This is a genomic window from Paenibacillus peoriae KCTC 3763 (assembly GCF_000236805.1).
Classification (GTDB): domain Bacteria; phylum Bacillota; class Bacilli; order Paenibacillales; family Paenibacillaceae; genus Paenibacillus; species Paenibacillus peoriae.
In genome coordinates, this window is the sequence record NZ_AGFX01000002.1 from 1 (window position 1) to 20,625 (window position 20,625).

Here is a 20,625-nt window from a genome sequence, read left to right on the forward strand (position 1 = left end):
ACAGTCCTGGCATGTGGCTGAGGAGTCCATTCAAGGCCAACACATGGCGCCGGACAGTGTATCCGGTCGTGCGCTTCAAGCGGAAAGCATCACTTCGGAAAAGCTGACGGATGAGAGTGTGACAGCGACCAAAATATCACCTTATTCCATCCAGCCGTGGCACATTATCGACGAAGCAGTGCAAGGGAATCATGTGGCAGAAGAGGCTATCCAGTCGAACCATTTGGCCCCGGAATCCGTCACCTCTGCCCATTTGCAGGCTTCGGCAGTGACGACCCAGCATATTGCGCCGGGGAGTATATCGGTTCACGCCCTGCAGGCAGGAAGCGTGAACAGTGAGAAGCTTGCGCTGCGGGCGGTGCATGCTTCGAATCTGGCGGAAGCTAGTGTAAGCTCCGTACATCTGACGGAGCATGCTGTACACCCTCAGCATCTGGCCGATGGGGCGGTCCAAGGATCTGCGCTGGCAGAAGGAGCGGTGCAATCTAGGCATATCGCTCTGGATTCCGTCCAGTCGGAGCATCTGCAAGCAGGGGCCATCCAGCAGCAGCATGTAGGCAGACAGGTGGTGTCGGAGGATGCCTTGCAGGAAGGAGCGGTTACATCCAGCAAGATCGCGAATGGAGCAGTACAGTCCTGGCATGTGGCTGAGGGGTCCATTGAAGGCCAACATATTGGCGAGGAAGTCATTGATACGTATCACCTGAAGCCGGGGGCGGTGACACTGGCTCAGCTATCCACAGATATCCACCTCTCGGGGCTTTTGCCGGAGGAAGGCATCAGTGGCGACAGACTCCAGGCAGACAGTGTATCTCGCAGCCATCTGAAAGCTCAGGCTGTCGACAGTGAGGTGCTGAGTCCGGATGCTGTAGGATCGGAGCATCTGCAGGCCGCTGCGGTACAAAGCCATCACCTGGCAGAGCAGAGCATCGAGGGGCATCATCTGGTGGAAGGCTCCGTGGGCTCGCGTGAGCTGGAGCTGAGCGCAGTGAAGCCGGAGCATCTGAGCATCACACCTGTTCGTACCTGTGCGAATCAGCCCGCATTGCAGCAGTTCGGCAGAGCACCGTTTCTTCTGAAGGGCAGCGAAGGAGAGACGGAGGTTACGATTGTATTCGGGGAGCCTTTTGTGAACCCGGACTATACGCTTGTAGCCATGACCAACCATCCTCTTTTTCATGCGACATTAAAATCACAGACGCCCGGTGGTGCGGTGATCGTCGTAACCAAATGGAACGAAACCTCGCATAATTACGGCATTGTCTCATGGATTGCCATCGGTTAGTCAAGGCGTTATTGTATGACATATATAGCGTGCAGCTCGGGTGTTTTCCAGATACAGAGCTACACGCTTTTTTCATATACTTTTCACATATTTCTTCCACAATTATCCCGAATTCTCCTGATAAGCTAAAGATACTTTAAAGGAGAGGTGATTCAATCATGAAAAAATGGACTAAAAATGCAGCAGCCGTATTGACCGTAGTAAGCGTACTGGGAGGAGCTAGCAGCGCATTCGCCGCTACAGCACCAACGACTCCAGCCACAACTGCACCAGCAACTAAAGCTCCCGCAGTTACAGCACCAGCTGCCAAAACACCAGCCAAAGCGCCTGTAACGAAAACACCTGTGGTGAAAGCACCCGTTAAAAAAGCTGTGACAGCTCATAAAGCAACAACAAAAGCGAAAAAAGCTCCTGCCAAAAAAGCAGTTGCCAAAAAAGTGGCAAGCCACAAAGTAAAAGCAGTGAAAGCGAAGCATCATAAAGTTAAACATCATGCTGTTAAACATAAAGCAACAGCTCACAAAACTCGTGCACATCATGCTGTAGCTAAAAAAGCAACTCACAAAGTAGTTCACAAAGCTCCGGTTAAAAAAGCAGCACCTGCAAAAACAGCTCCAAAAACAGCAGTGAAAACAGCTCCGAAAGCGGCAGCTAAAGCAGTAACAACAACCAAAAAATAAGGTTGAAGTGCAGTCAGTTTTCAGTTCGCCTGGCATATACAGCAGCGATTCAGAATAAGAAAAGACGGGACCGGGAACGGTATACCCGTCTTTTGTCTATTTTGCTGGGCTTCTGTTAAGCTAATAGAGAGGATGGAACCATCCAGAACAACAGCAAGGGGTTATGGTCATGACAAAAATAGTAGTGGTGGATGACGACGTGTTCATTTTGCAATTAATATCTGAGTATTTGAAAAAAGAATCTTATGAGGTAACTTCCTTCTCTAGTGGCAAAACCCTGGTAGAGCATATCCGTACGGACCGTCCAGACTGCCTCGTTCTTGATATCATGATGCCCGGAATTGATGGACTTTCCCTGCTGACTCAGCTTCGTGAGTTTACGGAAATGCCAATTATTATGATTTCCGCGCGTGGTGAAGAAAGTGATCGTATCCACGGGCTGGAGCTGGGATGCAGCGATTTTTTGACCAAGCCCTTTAATCCACGAGAGTTGGTTGGGAGGGTCAAAGCGATGCTGCGACTGAGCAAGGCCGGGACGTCTGCATCGGATGATAAGGAAGCGGCAGGAGGTGCAGAAGCATGTCGAGCAGGCAATCTGTGTATTTTTGCAGATTTTCGTAAGGTCACTGTGGACGGACAAGAGTTAAATTTGACCTCCCGTGAATTTGATCTGCTGTTGTTTCTTTCCAATCATTTGGAAAGACCTTTTGGCAGGGAGCATCTGATTCAGCAGGTGTGGAGCTATGATTTTATAGGTGATGTGAGGGTCGTGGACGATCTGGTCAAACGAATTCGTAAAAAGCTGGCGGAATACCACTCTACGCTCGTCATTAATACCGTGTGGGGATTCGGATATAAAGCAACGGTTCAGGAGCAGTAGCCATGCGTACGATGAGAGCTAAAATACTGCTGTCTCTATCTATCGCAATGCTCATTACTGTCTGTATTACGGTCGTTTTGTTCATCAGGCTTATCGACGACCTACTCGTAAATCAAGCTAAATCCAAGCTTCACGAGCAGGCACGCAAAGCCGTCCATATTATGAGCGACGGAGGCTTTGACCGGCTGGATAACGCTGAGCTTAACTATGTCATCAAAGGTATGCTTTTGTCTGCCGACTATTTTATTTTAAGCACGGACAATCGTATCATCGACTCCAGCGTGTCTGGAGTGGAGGGGAAGAAGATAGAGAGTTTGCTATTGATCCGTCAGGGATTTTTTGCATCTGTTCATCCGTCTGCCCATGATCTGGCTTCCGTACATGAAGGGGTTGCCGTGTTTCAAGGTAAAAAGATACTGTTTACAAATGAAGAATTACCTGGCCAACCTTATCGAATTTTTGTATACTCGCCGTTGTCTTCATTGAGAGCACTCTATGTGCCGTTAATGAGAACTACAATATTGTCCATCGTGGCGAGCTTTCTGGTGATTCTCGTTATTGGGCTGATGGTCGTTTCACGACTGGTACGCCCGCTCAAGCGATTGAAGGAGGCTGTAGGCAACTATGAGCCGAATCAACCACAGGATAGTGATTTTCCGCAGGCAGACAAAAGTGAAATTGGAGAACTGATCGGCACCTTCCATTCCATGTCGGCCCGTATTCAGCAGCATCACAACGGTCAGATTGAATTTTTGCAAAATGTATCTCACGAGCTAAGGACACCGTTAATGTCTATTCAAGGCTACGTATATGCCATTCAGGATCAAGTGGTATCCCAGGACGAGGGGCTAAGTATCATTAAAGTGCAGTCCCAGCGATTAATTGATATGGTGGAAAAGCTGCTTCAGCTATCAAGGCTGGAGGCGTTGAATGAAGAGTGGCCTGTTTCTCTGATAGATCTTAGAAGCATGGCAGAGGACGCTGTTCATTTGTTGATGCCGGTGGCTGTTGAACGTTCGATCTCGCTTCGTGTGGAGGGGGAGGGCCTGCATGTGGCCGTTCCAGCCGAGCAATTGTTCCGCATGATATTGAATTTGTTGCAAAATGCGGTTCGACACACCTTTACGGAGGTTGTCATTCATTTGGAGGCAGGGACAACACCGGAGGTTGTATGGGTTATGCATGTGGATGATGATGGAGAAGGACTGACTGAACAAGAGGCAGCTGAGGTGTTCGGGAGATTTTATACGGGTTCTAACGGTGTCACGGGTCTGGGATTGGCTATTTGCCGTCAAATCGCTTCCCGGCTGGGCGGCGAATTGAGCTGCACACGTTCACCATTGGGCGGGGCGCGGTTCAGTTATATACAACATATGTTATAAATGAATGCAAAAATGGTTGAAACTGATCGTTTTTCAAGCTTAACCTTCCATTGATATAACAATCTATGGGAGGTTTTTGGGCTTATTTTAGATATTGCTTGACTGGCAGGCACTAAACTGAGTAAAATTGTTCGTATATACCTTGACTCATGAACGTCGTTTTTTTAGATAGTGGTCAATAATAGTGATGAATAAAAATGAAAGAGTGATGAGATGAACCGCCTTTTGGAAGTGAAGGACTTAACGATATCTTTCAAGACCCGTCAGGGACTAGTGCAGGCCATTCGTGGCGTGAACTTTCATGTCAATAAAGGAGAGACGCTGGCCATTGTCGGCGAATCCGGCTCAGGCAAAAGCGTAACCTCACAGGCTGTAATGAAGCTGATACCGACCCCTCCCGGTATGTATCAAAAGGGTCAAATTTTATTTGACGGGGAAGAGCTGATTAATAAAACAGAAAAGCAGATGCAAAAAATTCGTGGTAAGGAAATCGGTCTGATTTCTCAGGACCCAATGACTTCGCTTAATCCGACAATGAAGGTCGGCAAGCAGATCACGGAAGTGCTTTTCAAGCATGAAAAGATATCCAAGGATGCTGCTCACAAGCGGGGCATTGAGTTGCTTAGCCTGGTAGGTATTCCGCATCCAGAGCAGCGCTTTAACCAGTATCCGCATGAGTTCAGTGGCGGTATGCGTCAGCGTGTCGTGATTGCGATGGCACTGGCTGCTAATCCCAAGCTTCTGATTGCCGATGAACCGACGACTGCGCTGGACGTAACGATTCAAGCTCAAATTTTGGAATTGATGAAAGACCTTCAGAAGAAGATCAACACTTCCATCATCTTTATTACCCATGACCTCGGCGTTGTAGCGAAGATGGCGGATCGCGTGGCTGTTATGTATGCCGGACAAATCGTGGAAACCGGAACAGTTAATGAAATTTTCTATAATCCAAAACATCCATATACTTGGGGGCTTCTCGCTTCCATGCCAAGCTTGGACAGCCATGGTCAGAAGCTGGCGGCTATTCCGGGCACACCACCGGATCTGTTGCACCCACCTGTAGGCGATGCTTTTGCAGCCCGCAGTGCTTATGCCATGAAAATTGACTTTGAGAAAGAGCCTCCACTCTTTCAAGTATCTGATACACACTTTGTGAAATCATGGCTGCTGCATCCAGATGCGCCTGCGGTTGAGCCACCAGAGGCGGTAAAGGCCAAGCTTCGCAAGCTGGATAATGCATTTGAAAAGCCGGTTTTGGTAGAACAATACAGCGTTTAATGAACGATGTAATTTGCTGCTAAACGACTCGTAAATGAGAATTTGTAAAATTCTGAAATAAAAAAAGGGTTGCTCTCTCCATGGAATCATCTACGGGGAGGACAGCCCTTTTTGGTGTAAACAGCAGATTGTAAGGATCAGCTATATTGTTGGTGTTAGCGAAGCCGTTTTTACAGTTTGCCGGAACCGGCCTGAGAAGTGACTTCTGCTTTTACGCTGGCAGATGGAGAAATCTTATCGTTCAGCGATGGTTTCCAGCCTACAGAGGAGCTAAGACCCGCGCTGGAGCCTGCGTTAACAGCTTGTCCATTCAGGATTGTGCCCGTATCCGACAGGGCAGTTCCACCAAAGACAGTCACGATTTTAGCTGCAGTTAAACCGGCAACGTCAATGACATTGTTTTCGGCGAAGATTTTGGAGGATTTGCCTGCGCCCCATATATACAGTGTAGGATATTCGGAGCGTTTTACATCACCTGTATAGTAATTGTTGTACAGATGGACTTGTCCATACCGTACACGTGGTGTGCGTTGTACTGTGTTTTCATAATAATTGTGATGCAGGGTTACACGCAAAGCCCCTTCATCTGCTGTTTTGCTATCGCTGTTGCCAATAATTGACGATTTATCATGATCGTAAAAGTGATTGTAAGAAACCGTAACCAGATCGCCTTGGTTAATCACATCCAGAAGTCCATCATGATGCTGGTATTCTCGACCGTAAAAAGTGCCGTTTTGGCTATCGGGGTGAGATCCATCATTGAAGGAATTATGGTCTACCCATACATGCGTGGCACCGTTAACGGTAATGCTGTCATATTCTGAATTCCAGTTGCCTGTACTGCCGTCGGTTGGGTCCCATTGAGGGAAATAATCGTAAGCATCCTGGAATTCAATATTGCGGATAATGACATTGTCTATCCCTTTTTTCAGTTGGAAGTTCACGCCGTTAATAACGGCATTGCTACCCAGACCAACAATCGTTGTATTGGATGGAATTTCAATGACGACACGACTGGCCTGATTTTTTTGGGAAGCCTCACGTGCCTTTTCCAATGTTCCGGACGGTGCCTTTTTCCCCCATGTGGATGGGTCATATGCTTTGAGGTAGGCGTCAAAATCATATTTAGGGTCCTTGTAATCGTTCAATCCCAACGGCTTGTTATTGTCATCGGCGTTGACATTGATTGTTCCTTTAACATAAATGATTTTAGGCGTACTATTGCTTTTTTTGCCCAAAGCATCCACCAATTGCTTGCGATTCGTTACGGTGAAAATATTGGAAGAGGAGGCCGCAGCTCCGCCCGTTGTGCCTGTAGAAAAGGCTGCCCAACCGTTTTTGCTGCCGAGCGTTTCTTTACCAATATCAGTGGCTGCATGAGCAGGTGTACCAAGCGGAGCCAGGGTTGTGAACAGTAAGGCTGCTGCGATTCCGAGTGAAAATCTCTTTTTCATAAAATACCTCCGTATTATGAGATGAATGGAGTAGACGAACGAAGGAAGTCCCGGGTGCTCCTGTGTTTTCTACATTTTCTATCATACTTCGCGTTCCAGTATTTGTTAATATAATAAAAGTTACATACTAAAACTTTTGTCTAATTTTTTATATAATGAAATAGAACCCTTCTTTTTCCATTAAAAGCGCATACAAAAAAATGAAAACGTTAACAATCATATGAAATAGGAATTGTATATATGAATATATGGAATTGTTTTTGTATTTTTTGCTCGAAAGCAACACTGTTCAGGGCTTTCATATTAGACTAGAAAAGGTGCAATAGATCTACTCAAAATGTTAACGATTACATATTGGAGTAGGATCGTTATCAGATTGAGGTGCTGACCCAGGCCGTTTATAAACGATATCTTGAGCAGGCAGACCGATTCAGATGCTTTATCTGAACCGGTCTTTTCGGGCTTATACGGGGTAGTGTTAGTGTACAGTGTGATTGAATACTCAGTCTATCTGAACTTAAAATGTGAAACGCCTCAGCTGGTAATCGTAATGGTAGGAGCAGAGATGGTAGGTTGGGTTGTGATGGTGGAGGTTGTGCCGCTAAAATTTGATATGTCTATAACAACGGGGACACCTACTGAAATATCAGTTGCGCCAATGACCAGACTTGCTGTGGTTAGGGTGAATAAGGAGTTTTGTTGAACAAGTCCGTTAACATAATAATTAGAAGTATCAGTAGCCGCTAATGTCGGTAAATTAACAACCGGAGCGTTGGCATCATTTACAAAGCTTGCAGCAGGAATAGTTGTATCTGTTGCTCCGATCATACCGGCCGTAATCGTTGCGAAAAAACGAGTTGAGGTTGGGGCTATGGTCGTGGTTATATCACCGCCGGTTGCGACTGGAGCTGTAGCAACCGCAGTAAAAACAGGTTTTACGATTGGCATGCTTCTTACCTCCTTCCTTGTGGGTATGAGCCATTTACTGGCTCTTAATCAATAAATGATTTTTTAACCTATTCGGAAACGGCACATTAACCTTTCTATTTATAATAGGGTGGATAGAGGAGGCCCTATTTTTTGCAAGTGTAGGTGGCACAATGATCACTCGGTATTTGTCTATTCAAATGCCCAAAACCCCCAATGGGAAATGTGCATATAATACATGAGGCTGGGAAAAGGAGGTGTAGGCGACTGGTATGAGGAGACGCGAATCAGCACTAAGGCGACATGGAAAACGAGCTGTACATTGCAAAATCATCAGTCGAAAAAAACGTAAAACAAGTTATCCACTCAAAGGTAGACAAAAAAGAGGACTCCATGTCCAAAGGTATCCAAAGCTAAACATACAACGAAGGTATTGCAATACTCATGGAGGGCGTCGGAAGAAAAGGAACTTGGTAGATAAGCGAGGCATTCCCGGTTTGCCAGGACAGCAATGTCAAGCGGGGCAGACAGGTGCATTGGGTATTCCAGGTTTAGCAGGATTACAGGGCATACCGGGCCCACCGGGAGCACCGGGAGTTCAAGGAATACCGGGTCCAGCAGGGTTACAGGGAGCACAGGGACTGCCGGGTCCGGCTGGTGTGCCAGGTGTACCGGGTCCAACAGGCTTACAAGGTCCTGCCGGAGCACGAGGCATCGCTGGTCCAACAGGACCACAAGGTATAGCAGGCCCTCCCGGCCCGGCACCTGACATTTCAAATATTGAAATTATACCCACTGCGGAACGGTATTTTTATTTTGCTCCTGATACGATTGAATCTTCGGTCACGATTATGGCGGACCAATTTTCTGTAGATGGGGTACAAGAGGCTTTTCAGCGGTTTCATGTCGGAAGCAACAGCTATGCCAATTTGTATATTAACGGCATGATCCAAGAAAGCACATTGTACAGCCTGACCCCTGTATCGCTGACGATTCACCTCAATGAAGGGGAGACAATTTCCTCCGGAACACCTATTATTGTGGAAATTGTTCAATTTAGTGTGCGGTCCAGTGCGTGACACCGTTACGATACAATACCGCATGTTATAAAGGTTATTTTAAAACCAAAAATGGTTATACGGCGCAGGTCCTTCAATGCGAACGCCAAGCTGTCGGCTGCCAGTCTCGGCCAGAATGGATTGCGCAGCCCGCCCAGCAGTCTCCTTGGAGGCAAACACAAGATTACGAAATTCCTCAATGGTCAGTGCATGGGCACCTGTTTACATATGGCTTGCAATTTGGTTAGTTATCACTTACTATATGCTTATGAACAAGAAAACACATGTAGATAGCAAGAAGAAGGATATATTGCAGGCGGCGATGCGCTTATTTGCAACCAAGGGGATTGACGGAATTTCCGTCAAACAAATTGGAGAGGCTGCCGGTGTGACGGATGCCGCGATATACAAGCATTTTAAGAGTAAAGATGCAATGGCAATGGAAGTATTCGGGCAGTATTGCAGCAGTTACACTACATTAATTGACTTTTATCGCAAGCAGAATGGGAGCTTTGTCACTCGTTTCCATCAATTGGTAGATGAAGTGCTGGGAATGCATGATGAAGATCAGTATGGCCTGCTTTTGCTGTCGCAGCATCATGAGCTGTACATTGAGGCAAGCCAGAGTCAGAATGTACGTCAGCCGCTGGAGGCGTTAACGGAATTCATCGAGCAGGGGATTGGGAGGGGAGAATTGCCCAAGCAGGATCCCCGGCTATCCGGTGTGCTGATCATTGGAGCTATTACACGCTTATCCGTGTCCAGCCTGGAAGGTGAGCTTCCGCAGGAACTCACTCTATTTGCAGCCGAGGTGAAGCAGCGTTTAACCGCTTTATTAAGTAAAGGTCAATAGGCCTTTTCTTTTTAAATAAAAGGTTAGTGCTTTCTAACTAAAATCATAATATAAGGGTAGGAAGTGATTTGTATGTCTAAAAAAATATTGGTTATTCAAGGAAATCCGGTCGTTGGCAGTTATGGAGAAGCGCTCGCTCAATCCTATGTAAAAGGAGCTGAGGCTGCGGGAGCTGAGGTGCGGTTGCTGCAGCTGTCCGCGTTGGATTTTAATCCGAATCTATCAGGTGGATATCGTGATAAATTGCCGCTGGAGCCTGACCTGATTCAAGCTCAGGAATGGATTAAATGGGCAGAGCATCTTGTTTTCATTTTTCCGATCTGGTGGGGCAGCCTGCCTGCCTTAATGAAGGGTTTCATTGACCGTGTTTTTATGCCGGGCTTTGCGTTTAAATATCAAAAAGGCAAACCCCTGCCTGATCAGCTCTTAAAAGGCAGAACGGCCCATCTCATATCAACGATGGATGGACCGCACTGGTATTACCGATTTTTTCAGGGACAGCCAGGGCATCGCATGCTGAAGGATTCCACGCTCCGTCTATGCGGTGTCAAGACCGTGCGTTCTACCGCTATTGATCTCATGAATAAGAAGACGGATCAACAGCGCAATGATTGGATGAGCAAGGTGGAGCAGTTGGGGCGAAGCATGAGCTGAATTTAATGGAGGGCAAAAATGAAACCAGTCATACATCACAAATGGAATTTGAGCGAAATGGAAGCAATTAAATTACAAAAGGAATTATCTTTAAAAGTTACAAAGGAAGACCAATTTCCTGAAATTAATTATGTTGCCGGGATCGACGTGGCCTACAGTGAACAAAGTGATCTATTAATTGCTGCAATCGTCATTTTAGAAGCAAACTCATTAAACATCGTGGAATCAGTGGTCGTTGAAGATTCTGTCCAATTTCCTTATATCCCTGGATTGTTTTCATTCAGAGAGCTACCGCCTATAGTTAAAGCATTGGAGCAAATAAAGACCTCTCCTCAGCTAATTGTCTGCGATGGCCAAGGAATTGCTCATCCTAGACGGTTTGGATTAGCCAGTCATTTAGGGGTTATCTTTGATGCTCCTACAATTGGATGTGGTAAAACGAGGCTGTGGGGTGATTATAAAGAACCCTCTCAAGAAAGAGGCGCATGTTCGTTATTGGTTGATGATGAGGAAATTATCGGAAGTGTATTAAGAACTCAGGAAAGCGTTAAGCCTCTTTTCGTATCCGTAGGTCATCGTATTTCATTAGAAACCGCCTGCAATTGGATATTAAAGCTTGCTCCACATTATCGCTTGCCTGAGACAACTCGACAAGCTGACCAGCTTGTGAGAAAGGTTTTATCCAAGACCTATGAATAGCCTTACGTTTAGGAAAAACGACCACAATAGAGCGACTCGCTCGCATTGTGGTCGTTTATACAGATTATGCATCGAAGAATCAGGTAACGTACACTTTATATTACTTTACAGGCACACCTTGATTAAGAAATAGCTCATGTTTTGCAATCCATATTATACAATCCATGTTATGTAAATATCGTTGCAACTGTTAAAATAAATCCTAATACTAGACCGACAGGGCCCCAATAATGCATCGGGATAAAAAACAGACTGTGCTCGGTTCCCATTCGGTAGTGTTCCCCCGTTTCCATATCTACTAGCACTTTGCCTGATTTGGCGTTGAGCGCTTTCCCCAGATGCCAGATAATAACTCCCGATACAATGAACACAAAAGCCAGTGGCAGCCGGGAATCTATTGATTTAAGCCCTAGAGAGGATAATATAGCACTGACAACAATGAATATAACCGCTGGAATAACGATATTCAAAATACCAAAACCCTTCCAAATAATCACATGAAAACTTCCTTTCTAGTTATGTTTACGTTCATGGTGAGCCCCTTCTTCGAAGATTGGAGTATATATTGTTATTACTAAATCCAACATATGTATTTATCGGTTAAAAGAGAGATTTAGTTTACAGAATGACCCATTCGTTGTGGGTATTTTCAATGTATAAAGCTGGGCTGCCACAAAAAAAGCCGCTTCTCCACATCTTCTAGGCCCAGCATGATCTGAGCTAGAAGGAGGAAAAGCGGTTTTTTTAGCTAGCAAAAAAAGCATAGCCAGCCTATAGAGACGACAGGTCTATTCAGCTGTTGCTTTCGCTTGTCCCGTCACGAACGTTACGGGCTTCATAATGCGGCTCAGCATATCCTGCTTCGGACGATTCCAGGTAACCCAGTCGTCCAGCAGCAGTCCACCCGTGTCACCGCTATTTGGATTCAGGTCCCAGTACGTAAAGTACAAGTTGTTGGCACCAATATAGTCTACGAGTGCATTTTGCCATTTACCCTCAGGAGAAGACAAATCAACATTACGGCCGCCGAATTCACCAACCAGCACCGGAGCTATGTTTTGCTTGCTGATGTAGCCCCAGTTTTGATCCCAGACGGCTGGCAGGTTGGACGGGAAGCTCGACTCGTTGAACCATGGCTGCCAAGACACGCCAGGGCCGTAATCATGCGGAGAATATACGACACGGTTCGGTACGTCCAGCACGACAGGGTACTTGGCTACACCAGTCAGGTTGCCGCCCCACCAGTATTGGCTATTGTTGCCTTGGACATTGTGGTCCACACCTTCTACGAGAATCAACCAATTTGGATTTACGGACAGAACCGCATTCCCTGCGCGCTGCGCCGCAAGACGCCAGTCTGTGGAGAGGTTGCCTGTGCCCCAGCTTGCCTGACCGTGTGGTTCGTTGTGCAAATCCGCACCGATGACGGTAGGGTTGTCTTTATAACGTTCGGCCAGCATTTTCCAGTCGCTGATCCAACGGGATTCAGGGTACTTGGATGTGTACCACAGCTCGGACTGCCCGCCGGAGTCGGCACGGTGGCGGTCAAGGATAACCTGAATACCGCGTTGTCCGGCTTTTTCGATCAGCTTGTCCATAATTTGAATCGGAGTCAATCCAACCAGATCAGGATTTTTGTAATAATCAATACTGTCTGGACGGGAAGTGGAATCGAACAACTGATTACTGTATGGCAGACGGATCAGATTGTAGCCTTCTTTTTTCACCTGGTCCAGCACGTCGTCCATCGAACGGCTCCACAATCCATGCAGAGTGTAATTCGGAGTTTCCAGACCAAACCAGTTCAAACCATTAAATACTGCCTCCTTCCCGGACTCGTCCACAATTTTGTTTCCTTGGGTGTGATAATATCCTTTCACACTGGCTGCATCTGCCGAAGCAGGAGTGTAGCCATACAAGGTGAAGCCCATTACGAGAGAGGCCATAACGAGAAATGGCTTCTTCATGCTTTTTCTTTTCATGATTTTTGCTTCCTCCTTTATTAAAATATATTTACAATCTATTACAATTTCATTTTATGTTGAAATCTTCCATTAAACAAGTTCATAAAATTCATAATATTCATATAAAAAGGACGGTTTATGGACCTTCTTCTAGCAATCTTAATTATGAAAATAACTTGTCCTATTCATTATAGGCAAAGTCGTTGCCGTGTTCCTTCTTTCGGTCACTGTGTATATACTGTGTCATATGGTACGATGGTATCGGAATATTGTAGTGTGTACATTTGGAGGGATCAACATGAGCAAGGCGAGGCTGTGTTTTATCGGGGCTGGTTTTCACGCTTCAACGAATATATATCCTGCTGTCATTGGGGCAGGTGCTGAAATCCAAGCGATTGCGACCAGAGATTTAGGCAGATCGAAGGCAGCGCTTCAGCGCTTTGGGAGCAGCGGGACCCCTTATGACAATCACAAGACCATGCTGGAGCAGGAAGACTGTGATGGAGTTGTCGTGATTGCACAAGCGGCAGATCACCCGTCGCTCGTACTGGACTGTATTAAGGCTGGAAAACATGTTTTTGTAGACAAGCCACTGGGCTGGAACGCTGAGGAAGCGGCTCAAATTGCAGATGCGGCCGAAGCGGCAGGCGTCGTGCTGATGGTTGGCTTCATGAAGCGCTACGCACCTGTATACATAAAATTGAAAGAACTGATTGAGGGAGGCTCGCTTGGGGCCGCACACTCATTTCAGGCGAAATTTCTCGTGGACAGCACCCTGTTTTGCAAAACCGGCGAAGATTTTATAAAGCTGGCGGGGGTTCATATGGTCGATCTGATCCGTTATTTGTTCGGGGAAGTGGCTCAGGTTACCGGATTTGCGAACGATAACGGCGAGTTTATTTCCCATACGATTTCGTTAAAATTTGAAAATGGTGTGGTGGGCAGCGTATACTTCGCAGGTATGACGGCATGGACGCGCGAGAGCGAAGGTATCACTGTAACCTTTGATCACGGCTTTGCGAACGCGGATGAGGTGAACACATTGATCATTCACAAGTCGGAGAGTCACGCAGAGCTCCCCTGGAAAACCCTTGCGGAAACGGACACGGTGCTGACATCTTCAGCCTCGGCGATGTCGGGCGGCTACCGTGATTTGTATTTGCGCGGTTTTGTTGGTGAAATCGCACATTTCATGAGCTGCTGCCGAGAAGGACAGGCACCTTATTCAAGTGGACGGGATAATGTGAAGACTATGGAGCTGTGCGACCGCATTTTGGCTGTGCTTCAATAGGATACAAATTAAATATGCAAGCTTTGGAGCCTGAATTGTACCTTAGTTTGGTTTGGGCGCTTTGAAAGAAGCTTCGGTATAACTAGCGAGTAGATGGCTCCTGCATTCTTTGGGAGTCATCTTTTTCGTTTGCCCCAGATTTTTTTATTTCATATCCGTCTGGTCCGTCTTTATTCATCATCTCTGCTGTAAAATATGCTAACAGAGGAGAACGATGCGATAGAATAGAAAAATAGAAAGCGTTATCATTATCAACTTTTCTGCGATGGTCCAGGGGGGAGAATGCATATGCGCTCAAGTTTCCAACCATTAAACACGTTACGTAATCAGATTTTTATCGGATTTATACTGGTGATGCTCATCATGATGAGTGTGGCGGGGGCGTTCATTTACCTCAATGTCTCTCACCTGTTGAAAAACAGTGCCGAGCGGCATATTGGCCAGACGGCGGTACAAGCAAGCGGGAGGCTGGATGCATTAATCGGCCAGATGGACAGCCTGACGGAGCAGGTGGCAAATCATCCGTCTGTTCAGCATATTTTGCTGGAAGAGCGCAGCGGAGGGAAAGTGTCATTTCGGCAGCGCCAGTCCCTGCTGCAAGTGATGCATAGCTATCAGGCATATATGCCGAGTGTCGGCTCGCTGGAGCTGTATACCGCCGAAGGGGAGATGTTGTTTCCGATTAGGGAGGGCAGGCTGGAGGATCGTATCGGAAAGGCGGGTATCCGGGAAGCGAATGAGATGAAAGGAAGATTAGTCTGGATCGGCATTGATCCCGAGGACCCTCAGTCGCTGCTGGCGATTCGGCAGGTGAGCCTGGTGGACCGCTGGTTTTCACGTGGAGGATATCTGATTACCCGCATGGAGCGAAGCTATTTCGGGCTGAATGATGCATCGGCGGTCAAGGAAGAAGCGGGTGAAACGATGCTGCTTGTAGATCGTCAGGGCCAGCTGCTGTCAGGTGAACCTGTGAACCAGACGGATTTGTCAGCTGTACTGCACAGCAAGACGCAGACGGTTCATATCGGAGAGCGGGAATATGTGAAGGCAGTGCAGCAATCGGAGCGGACCGGCTGGTCGCTGCTGATCCTGATTCCGGTTAGCGTCGCCACCGACGGAATTACAGTTTTAAGGACGACACTGATCATCTCTGCGTCTCTTGGTGCGGTGTTATTCCTGCTTATGTCCTTTATGCTGTCGACGTTGATTACCAAACCGATAGAACATTTGATTCAGGCGATGCGCCGTTCACGAGAAGGAGCATTGGCCCTGAATCCGGAACCCGCCGCAGCGGTCGAGCTGCGGGAACTGAATGCAGAGTACAACACGATGATTGTTGACATCAATGAATTGATCCGTGTCATTTGCGAGAAGGAGGTATTGCAAAGCCAAACCGAGCTTAAAGCGCTGCAGGCACAGATCAACCCGCATTTTCTCTTTAATACGTTGGATGCTTTTAATTGGTCGCTACAGGAAAGGGGAGAAGATGAGCTGGCCGGGCTGATGGTGTCCATGTCACGGCTGTTTCGGTATGTTATCGAACCGGCTCACCATGACGCTTGGGTGACACTGGGGGAAGAAATGGCACAAGTCCGCCGTTATCTGGAACTGATGAAGATGCGTCTGGGTGAACGTCTGAGCTGGCAAATTCATATGCCTCAGGAGGCAGCACCAATTCCGCTTCCGAAGCTGCTCATTCAGCCCATTTTAGAGAATGCCATTTTGCATGGCGTCGAAAATCGCATTGGCAACGGGCACGTTGAAATCCGCGTCACTCCTTCGGCAAGACCGGGGTGGATACAGATCGCAGTCATAGATGACGGGCCTGGAATGACATTGGAGGAACTTGCAGCTGTGCGTGCAGTACTGACGGGAGGATCGGCCTGCCAGAGCAAAGGGACCGGTATGGGACTGGCGAATGTGCAGCGCAGGCTTGCTCTCTATTATAACAGTGCGCCTGATGCAACAGACGGCTTGCTGGTGCAGAGTGCGGTGCAGGAAGGAACGGTGGTCGCTTTTGAAATTCCTGATGAATACGGAGGGCGGTAGGAATGAGTGTTTCATCCAAAACCATTGTAATTGTAGATGATGAGCAGCGAACACGTCAGGGAATACACCAGACACTGGAGCAATGGGCAGCCGGGAAATACCGGATTGTGACATCGGGTAATGGTTTGGAAGCATTACATACGCTGCGGGCGGAGACCGTCCATCTGCTGATTACGGATGTCCGGTTGCCGGAATTCAGCGGACTGGATTTAATCCGCTCCCTCGAACGGGATTCACGCCGACCGGCGATTATTGTCATCTCGGGGTATGCCGAGTTTGATTATGTCCAGCAGGCTCTCCGTCTGGGAGCCGTCAATTATTTGCTCAAGCCGATTGATAAGCAGGAACTGCTGAAAGCGGTAGATGATGCTCTACGGCTGGAGGATGAACGTCAACGGTACGAGAAGCTGGAAAAGATAGTTGATCCTGTGCTGTTAGAGCTTGACCTCCAAGGTGCAACTCTTAGCGATCCGGTACGGTGTGCCTTCATCTATATGGCAGAGCATCTTCACGAACCTATTACGATGGCGCAGACTGCCGCGCAATCACACCTGAATGCAAGCTATTTCAGTGTTTTGTTCAAACAGCAAAGCGGCTTGTCGTTCAGCGAATATCTGCACCGACTGCGGATGCAGCGGGCCAAGGAACTGCTGCTGCATACCCAGCTCACGATTGCACAAATCGGAGAGCGTTCAGGCTACCGGACCGATAAATATTTTATAAAAGTGTTCAAAACAGCTGAGGGAGTAAGTCCAAGCCGCTACAGGCAGCAGATGCGTAAAGGACCGGGAACTATTGACTGACAGCATAGGCACTCGCAACCCAGTCCACAACCCAATATACAACCCAATAAAAGTAGAATTATACCCAATCAGTGTACCCTGTTGGAAGCAGGAGCGGAGTGCTAAACTTACAAATGATAACGGTTACAAAAAAATAAAATGATAACCATGGAGGTCTAACGATGTCCAACAAGTATGGTTTACGTAAGCGCTCACACCGAAAATGGGTTGCTGGGTTAATCTTGCTGCTGTCATTGATACTGGTGCTATCCGGCTGCGGTACTGGTAAGGATGGTCAGGGTGGTTCCGATGGAAAAGGGGGAAAGGTTACACTCAAAATGATGCACCTGTGGCCGGAGGGAAGCTCGGCACAGCAGAGCAAGCTTGTGAGCCAGATTATAGCTCAATACGAAAAGGATCACCCGAATGTCGTCATTCAGCAGGAAGTGCTGGAAAACGAACAATATAAAAACAAACTCAAAGTGCTGTCGGCTTCCAATGAATTGCCCGATATCGGCATCACCTGGGCAGCGGGCTTCATGGAGCCTTATGTCAAGGGCGGATTATTTACGCCGATGGATGACCTGTTGAATGGTTCCAGGCTGAAGGACAAATTCGTACCGGGAACGACTGAAGCTTATGCGCTGAATGGAAAAACGTATGCACTACCCATCGAATTAAACATTTCACCCATCTACTACAACAAAGCCATATTCCAAAAATACAACCTGAAAGTGCCCGCGACATATGACGAATTGAAGCAAGTTGTGAAAAGTCTGGCGGATCATGGCGTTGCACCGATTGCACTGGGCAATAAAGACCGCTGGACTGGCTCACTCTGGTACATGTATCTGGCAGATCGTATAGCGGGTAACGATACACTGAAAAAAGCGATTGACGGCTCAGGATCTTTCGATGACCCTGGCTTAATTCAGGCGGCCTCCGAAATCCAGACGCTCGTGGATATGAATGCCTTTAACAAGGGGTTTAACGGCTTGTCCAATGATGAAGGAAAATCCGAGTTTATGAACGACAAGGCGGCTATGTATTTGATGGGGACCTGGGAATTGCCGAATTTTACGACCAACCCTGCAATCCCGCAAGCATTTAAAGATCAAATTGGCTTTTTTAAATTTCCAATGGTTGCAGGCGGCAAGGGCAATGTGAACGGCTGGGTAGGAGGGCCGGGAGTAGGCTTGTTCGTATCGGAAAATTCCAAGCTGAAAGAAGAGGCCAAAGCTTTTGTTGAATATTTTGTCGTCAAATGGGGTGAGCAATCGGTAACGCAGGCGGGAGTTATTCCGGCGACGAAAGTGGACACCTCCAAAGGAAACCTGCCCAAGTTGTATGTCGACTTACTCAATGGGCTGAATCAAGCCAGCAGCATTACATTATTCGCCGATGTACAGATGAAGCCGAGCACGGCGCAGGTACATTTGAATATGATTCAGGCGTTGTTTGGCAAAGCGGTGACACCGCAGCAATTTGCCGATCAGCATAAGGCTGCCATCGAGAAGGAAAATTGAAATTGACCACCTGAGGAGGTCCGGCCGTGGAAAAGGTCATGTCCAATAAGCTTGTCATTGCTCTGTATGTGCTGCCTTCCCTGCTGTTGTTGCTCGCTGTGATTTATGTGCCTATTGTGCTGACCGGCTATTATGGCCTGAATCAGTGGAATGGAATCGGCCCTATGACTTTCGTCGGGCTGGACAACTATCAGCAGTTGTTCACAGACACGGCGTTCTGGCAAAGTGCCTGGCATTCCCTGCTGCTGGCCTTGTTTTCGGGCGTCAGTCTGATCGGTTATTTGATCATTGCGATGATATTATCAGGGAAAATCAAGGGAGCGAATCTGCTGCGGAAAATTTATCTGATTCCCATGCTGCTATCCTCTGTAGCTATCGCACAATTGTGGCTTAAAATGTATCATCCGACGAATGGCGTGCTGAATGCCTTACTGGTGTCGGTTGGAGTTCACAATCCGCCCGAATGGCTGGCTCAACCGTCTTTGGTGCTGCCTGCCCTGTTCATCCCGATTATTTGGCAATATGCAGGTTTTTATATTCTGATCTATTATGCCGGGCTGAAAAACATTCCCGAAACGCTGGTGGAGGCTGCCCGGATCGACGGGGCCAGTGCCTGGCAGATTGCAACTCGTATCAAATTGCCCCTGCTGCGCGAGGTGATTAACGTCACGATCGTGTTGTCCATTGTCGGCTCGCTCAAATATTTTGACCTGATCTACGTCATGACGGACGGTGGGCCGAACGGAGCCAGTGAAGTGATGGCTTCTTACATGTACCACCAGGCGTTCCGCAGCTTTGATTTCGGATATGGCAGCGCTACAGCCTTTGCCCTGCTGTTCATCTGTCTGATCGCTACATGGCTGATTCGCAAGGCTACCGCTTCCGGTGACACGATCGAATATTCATAATACGGTCATGCAAATAGATAATGGACAACAAAGCACAGGAAGAGGGAGGTACAGATATGAAAACCCAGGCAGCCGCTAGCTATCCGCTTGAAGTTGCTACCCGTAGCAGACTGTTAACTCGGGCCGGTTATGCCGTTTTGTATACACTTTTGATCATCCTGGCGGTGACGCAGCTTTTACCGCTGCTATGGCTGATGCTTTTCTCGCTTAAAAATAATCAGGAAGTGTTTAATCTTCCGCCGTTTACACTCCCGTCCCAGCCACATTGGGAAAACTATGTGAATGTGTGGACCAGCGGCAATATCGGGCGGTATTTTTTCAATAGTGTGTTGATTACGGTCATATCCGTAGTGCTGACGGTGCTGCTGGCCAGCTTTGTGACGTTTGCCATTACACGTATGCGTTGGAAAGGAAGCCGGGTGGTCCTTGGACTCTTTATGGTCGGACTCATGATTCCAGTCCATGCTACCTTGATTCCGTTGTTCAGTATGTTTCTCAAGCTGCATCTGACAGACACGCCGCTGTCCATCATCCTGTCGTATGTCGCTTTTAACCTGCCTACAACGATGATGATCCTGCTGGGATTCTATTACGCCTTGCCCCGGGAAGTGGAAGAAGCGGCCGTTATGGACGGTTGCTCTGTCAACCGTATGTTTTTCCGGATTGTGCTGCCTATGACAACCCCCGTTATGGCAACGACATCCATTATCAACATGATCTATAACTGGAATGAATTTATTTTCGTCAATACGTTCATTAGTTCGGACGAGAACAAAACGCTGACCGTTGGCGTCCAGAACTTTATTGGGCAATATACGACCGACTGGGGAGCGATTGGAGCTACATTGATGATCAGCATTTTGCCTATTTTGCTAGTGTTCCTCATCATGAGTGACCGGATTGTGGAAGGGATTGCGGCCGGATCGGTTAAGGGGTAAAGAGTTAGGATGAT

At 47.4% G+C, this 20,625-nt stretch carries 19 protein-coding genes; 15 read left to right on the forward strand and 4 right to left on the reverse strand.

Annotated features, from left to right (window positions below; all coding sequences use genetic code 11):
- From KQI_RS0100685 to KQI_RS0100705, 5 genes are all read left to right on the forward strand, one after another.
- Positions 1-1,285, forward strand: a 1,285-nt coding sequence (locus KQI_RS0100685) for a WIAG-tail domain (RefSeq protein WP_010344732.1), incomplete at its 5' end; no start/stop codon positions are given.
- A 158-nt stretch (positions 1,286-1,443) separates the two neighbouring features.
- Positions 1,444-1,965: a hypothetical protein gene (locus KQI_RS0100690; RefSeq protein ID WP_010344734.1), complete on the forward strand. Its 522-nt coding sequence runs from the start codon at positions 1,444-1,446 to the stop codon at positions 1,963-1,965.
- 169 nt (positions 1,966-2,134) lie between these two features.
- Positions 2,135-2,845, forward strand: a complete 711-nt coding sequence (locus tag KQI_RS0100695) for a response regulator transcription factor (RefSeq protein ID WP_010344735.1) — start codon at positions 2,135-2,137, stop codon at positions 2,843-2,845.
- Positions 2,846-2,847: 2 nt separating this feature from the next.
- The gene (locus KQI_RS0100700) at positions 2,848-4,227 is read left to right on the forward strand and encodes a sensor histidine kinase (RefSeq protein WP_010344736.1); all 1,380 of its coding nucleotides are present in this window, start codon (positions 2,848-2,850) and stop codon (positions 4,225-4,227) included.
- Positions 4,228-4,440: 213 nt separating this feature from the next.
- Positions 4,441-5,508: an ABC transporter ATP-binding protein gene (locus tag KQI_RS0100705; protein WP_010344737.1), complete on the forward strand. Its 1,068-nt coding sequence runs from the start codon at positions 4,441-4,443 to the stop codon at positions 5,506-5,508.
- Between the two features lie 170 nt (positions 5,509-5,678).
- Here KQI_RS0100705 and KQI_RS0100710 read toward each other — a convergent pair whose 3' ends face one another.
- Positions 5,679-6,962: a pectate lyase family protein gene (locus KQI_RS0100710; protein WP_010344738.1), complete on the reverse strand. Its 1,284-nt coding sequence runs from the start codon at positions 6,960-6,962 to the stop codon at positions 5,679-5,681.
- Between the two features lie 534 nt (positions 6,963-7,496).
- A complete protein-coding gene (locus tag KQI_RS0100715; protein WP_010344739.1) occupies positions 7,497-7,910 on the reverse strand; it encodes a DUF4183 domain-containing protein in 414 nt (137 codons plus the stop codon).
- Positions 7,911-8,359: 449 nt separating this feature from the next.
- On the opposite strand from KQI_RS0100715, the gene KQI_RS29480 reads away from it, so the two are divergent.
- The 4 genes from KQI_RS29480 to nfi all read left to right on the forward strand — a co-directional run bounded on the left by KQI_RS29480 (position 8,360) and on the right by nfi (position 11,153).
- Positions 8,360-8,968, forward strand: coding sequence for a DUF4183 domain-containing protein (locus tag KQI_RS29480; RefSeq protein WP_010344740.1), 609 nt, complete (start codon positions 8,360-8,362; stop codon positions 8,966-8,968).
- Between the two features lie 247 nt (positions 8,969-9,215).
- Positions 9,216-9,800, forward strand: coding sequence for a TetR/AcrR family transcriptional regulator (locus tag KQI_RS0100735; protein WP_029389967.1), 585 nt, complete (start codon positions 9,216-9,218; stop codon positions 9,798-9,800).
- A 72-nt stretch (positions 9,801-9,872) separates the two neighbouring features.
- Positions 9,873-10,454, forward strand: a complete 582-nt coding sequence (locus tag KQI_RS0100740) for an NAD(P)H-dependent oxidoreductase (RefSeq protein ID WP_010344742.1) — start codon at positions 9,873-9,875, stop codon at positions 10,452-10,454.
- Between the two features lie 18 nt (positions 10,455-10,472).
- The gene (nfi, locus tag KQI_RS0100745; protein WP_010344743.1) at positions 10,473-11,153 is read left to right on the forward strand and encodes a deoxyribonuclease V; all 681 of its coding nucleotides are present in this window, start codon (positions 10,473-10,475) and stop codon (positions 11,151-11,153) included.
- A gap of 167 nt (positions 11,154-11,320) precedes the next feature.
- Here the strand turns inward: nfi and KQI_RS0100750 are convergent, their stop codons facing one another.
- Together KQI_RS0100750 and KQI_RS0100755 are read right to left on the reverse strand one after the other, a co-directional pair.
- On the reverse strand, positions 11,321-11,650 hold the full coding sequence (locus KQI_RS0100750; RefSeq protein WP_010344744.1) for a hypothetical protein: 330 nt from the start codon (positions 11,648-11,650) through the stop codon (positions 11,321-11,323).
- 291 nt (positions 11,651-11,941) lie between these two features.
- Positions 11,942-13,135: a glycoside hydrolase family 5 protein gene (locus KQI_RS0100755; protein ID WP_010344745.1), complete on the reverse strand. Its 1,194-nt coding sequence runs from the start codon at positions 13,133-13,135 to the stop codon at positions 11,942-11,944.
- A gap of 280 nt (positions 13,136-13,415) precedes the next feature.
- Between KQI_RS0100755 and KQI_RS0100760 the strand changes: the two genes are divergently transcribed.
- The 6 genes from KQI_RS0100760 to KQI_RS0100785 all read left to right on the forward strand — a co-directional run bounded on the left by KQI_RS0100760 (position 13,416) and on the right by KQI_RS0100785 (position 20,611).
- Positions 13,416-14,408 (forward strand): Gfo/Idh/MocA family protein, encoded by a 993-nt coding sequence (locus KQI_RS0100760; RefSeq protein ID WP_010344746.1) that lies wholly within the window; start codon positions 13,416-13,418, stop codon positions 14,406-14,408.
- A gap of 288 nt (positions 14,409-14,696) precedes the next feature.
- Positions 14,697-16,457, forward strand: coding sequence for a cache domain-containing sensor histidine kinase (locus KQI_RS0100765; protein WP_010344748.1), 1,761 nt, complete (start codon positions 14,697-14,699; stop codon positions 16,455-16,457).
- 2 nt (positions 16,458-16,459) lie between these two features.
- The gene (locus KQI_RS0100770; protein ID WP_010344749.1) at positions 16,460-17,260 is read left to right on the forward strand and encodes a response regulator transcription factor; all 801 of its coding nucleotides are present in this window, start codon (positions 16,460-16,462) and stop codon (positions 17,258-17,260) included.
- 161 nt (positions 17,261-17,421) lie between these two features.
- Positions 17,422-18,765, forward strand: a complete 1,344-nt coding sequence (locus tag KQI_RS0100775; RefSeq protein WP_010344750.1) for an extracellular solute-binding protein — start codon at positions 17,422-17,424, stop codon at positions 18,763-18,765.
- Positions 18,766-18,791: 26 nt separating this feature from the next.
- Positions 18,792-19,673 (forward strand): carbohydrate ABC transporter permease, encoded by an 882-nt coding sequence (locus KQI_RS0100780; RefSeq protein WP_010344751.1) that lies wholly within the window; start codon positions 18,792-18,794, stop codon positions 19,671-19,673.
- A 56-nt stretch (positions 19,674-19,729) separates the two neighbouring features.
- Positions 19,730-20,611 carry a carbohydrate ABC transporter permease gene (locus KQI_RS0100785; protein WP_010344752.1) on the forward strand — a complete coding sequence of 294 codons (882 nt, stop codon included), beginning with the start codon at positions 19,730-19,732 and terminating at the stop codon, positions 20,609-20,611.
- The last annotated feature ends 14 nt before the right edge of the window (positions 20,612-20,625 follow it).

Excerpts from the sequence above, each read along its gene's own strand:
- KQI_RS0100690 (WP_010344734.1), top strand. The coding sequence starts at position 1,444 with ATGAAAAAATGGACTAAAAATGCAGCAGCCGTATTGACCGTAGTAAGC.
- KQI_RS0100695 (WP_010344735.1), top strand. The coding sequence starts at position 2,135 with ATGACAAAAATAGTAGTGGTGGATGACGACGTGTTCATTTTGCAATTA.
- KQI_RS0100700 (WP_010344736.1), top strand. The coding sequence starts at position 2,848 with ATGCGTACGATGAGAGCTAAAATACTGCTGTCTCTATCTATCGCAATG.
- KQI_RS0100705 (WP_010344737.1), top strand. The coding sequence starts at position 4,441 with ATGAACCGCCTTTTGGAAGTGAAGGACTTAACGATATCTTTCAAGACC.
- KQI_RS0100710 (WP_010344738.1), bottom strand. The coding sequence starts at position 6,962 with ATGAAAAAGAGATTTTCACTCGGAATCGCAGCAGCCTTACTGTTCACA.
- KQI_RS0100715 (WP_010344739.1), bottom strand. The coding sequence starts at position 7,910 with ATGCCAATCGTAAAACCTGTTTTTACTGCGGTTGCTACAGCTCCAGTC.
- KQI_RS0100735 (WP_029389967.1), top strand. The coding sequence starts at position 9,216 with ATGAACAAGAAAACACATGTAGATAGCAAGAAGAAGGATATATTGCAG.
- KQI_RS0100740 (WP_010344742.1), top strand. The coding sequence starts at position 9,873 with ATGTCTAAAAAAATATTGGTTATTCAAGGAAATCCGGTCGTTGGCAGT.
- nfi (WP_010344743.1), top strand. The coding sequence starts at position 10,473 with ATGAAACCAGTCATACATCACAAATGGAATTTGAGCGAAATGGAAGCA.
- KQI_RS0100755 (WP_010344745.1), bottom strand. The coding sequence starts at position 13,135 with ATGAAAAGAAAAAGCATGAAGAAGCCATTTCTCGTTATGGCCTCTCTC.
- KQI_RS0100760 (WP_010344746.1), top strand. The coding sequence starts at position 13,416 with ATGAGCAAGGCGAGGCTGTGTTTTATCGGGGCTGGTTTTCACGCTTCA.
- KQI_RS0100765 (WP_010344748.1), top strand. The coding sequence starts at position 14,697 with ATGCGCTCAAGTTTCCAACCATTAAACACGTTACGTAATCAGATTTTT.
- KQI_RS0100770 (WP_010344749.1), top strand. The coding sequence starts at position 16,460 with ATGAGTGTTTCATCCAAAACCATTGTAATTGTAGATGATGAGCAGCGA.
- KQI_RS0100775 (WP_010344750.1), top strand. The coding sequence starts at position 17,422 with ATGTCCAACAAGTATGGTTTACGTAAGCGCTCACACCGAAAATGGGTT.
- KQI_RS0100785 (WP_010344752.1), top strand. The coding sequence starts at position 19,730 with ATGAAAACCCAGGCAGCCGCTAGCTATCCGCTTGAAGTTGCTACCCGT.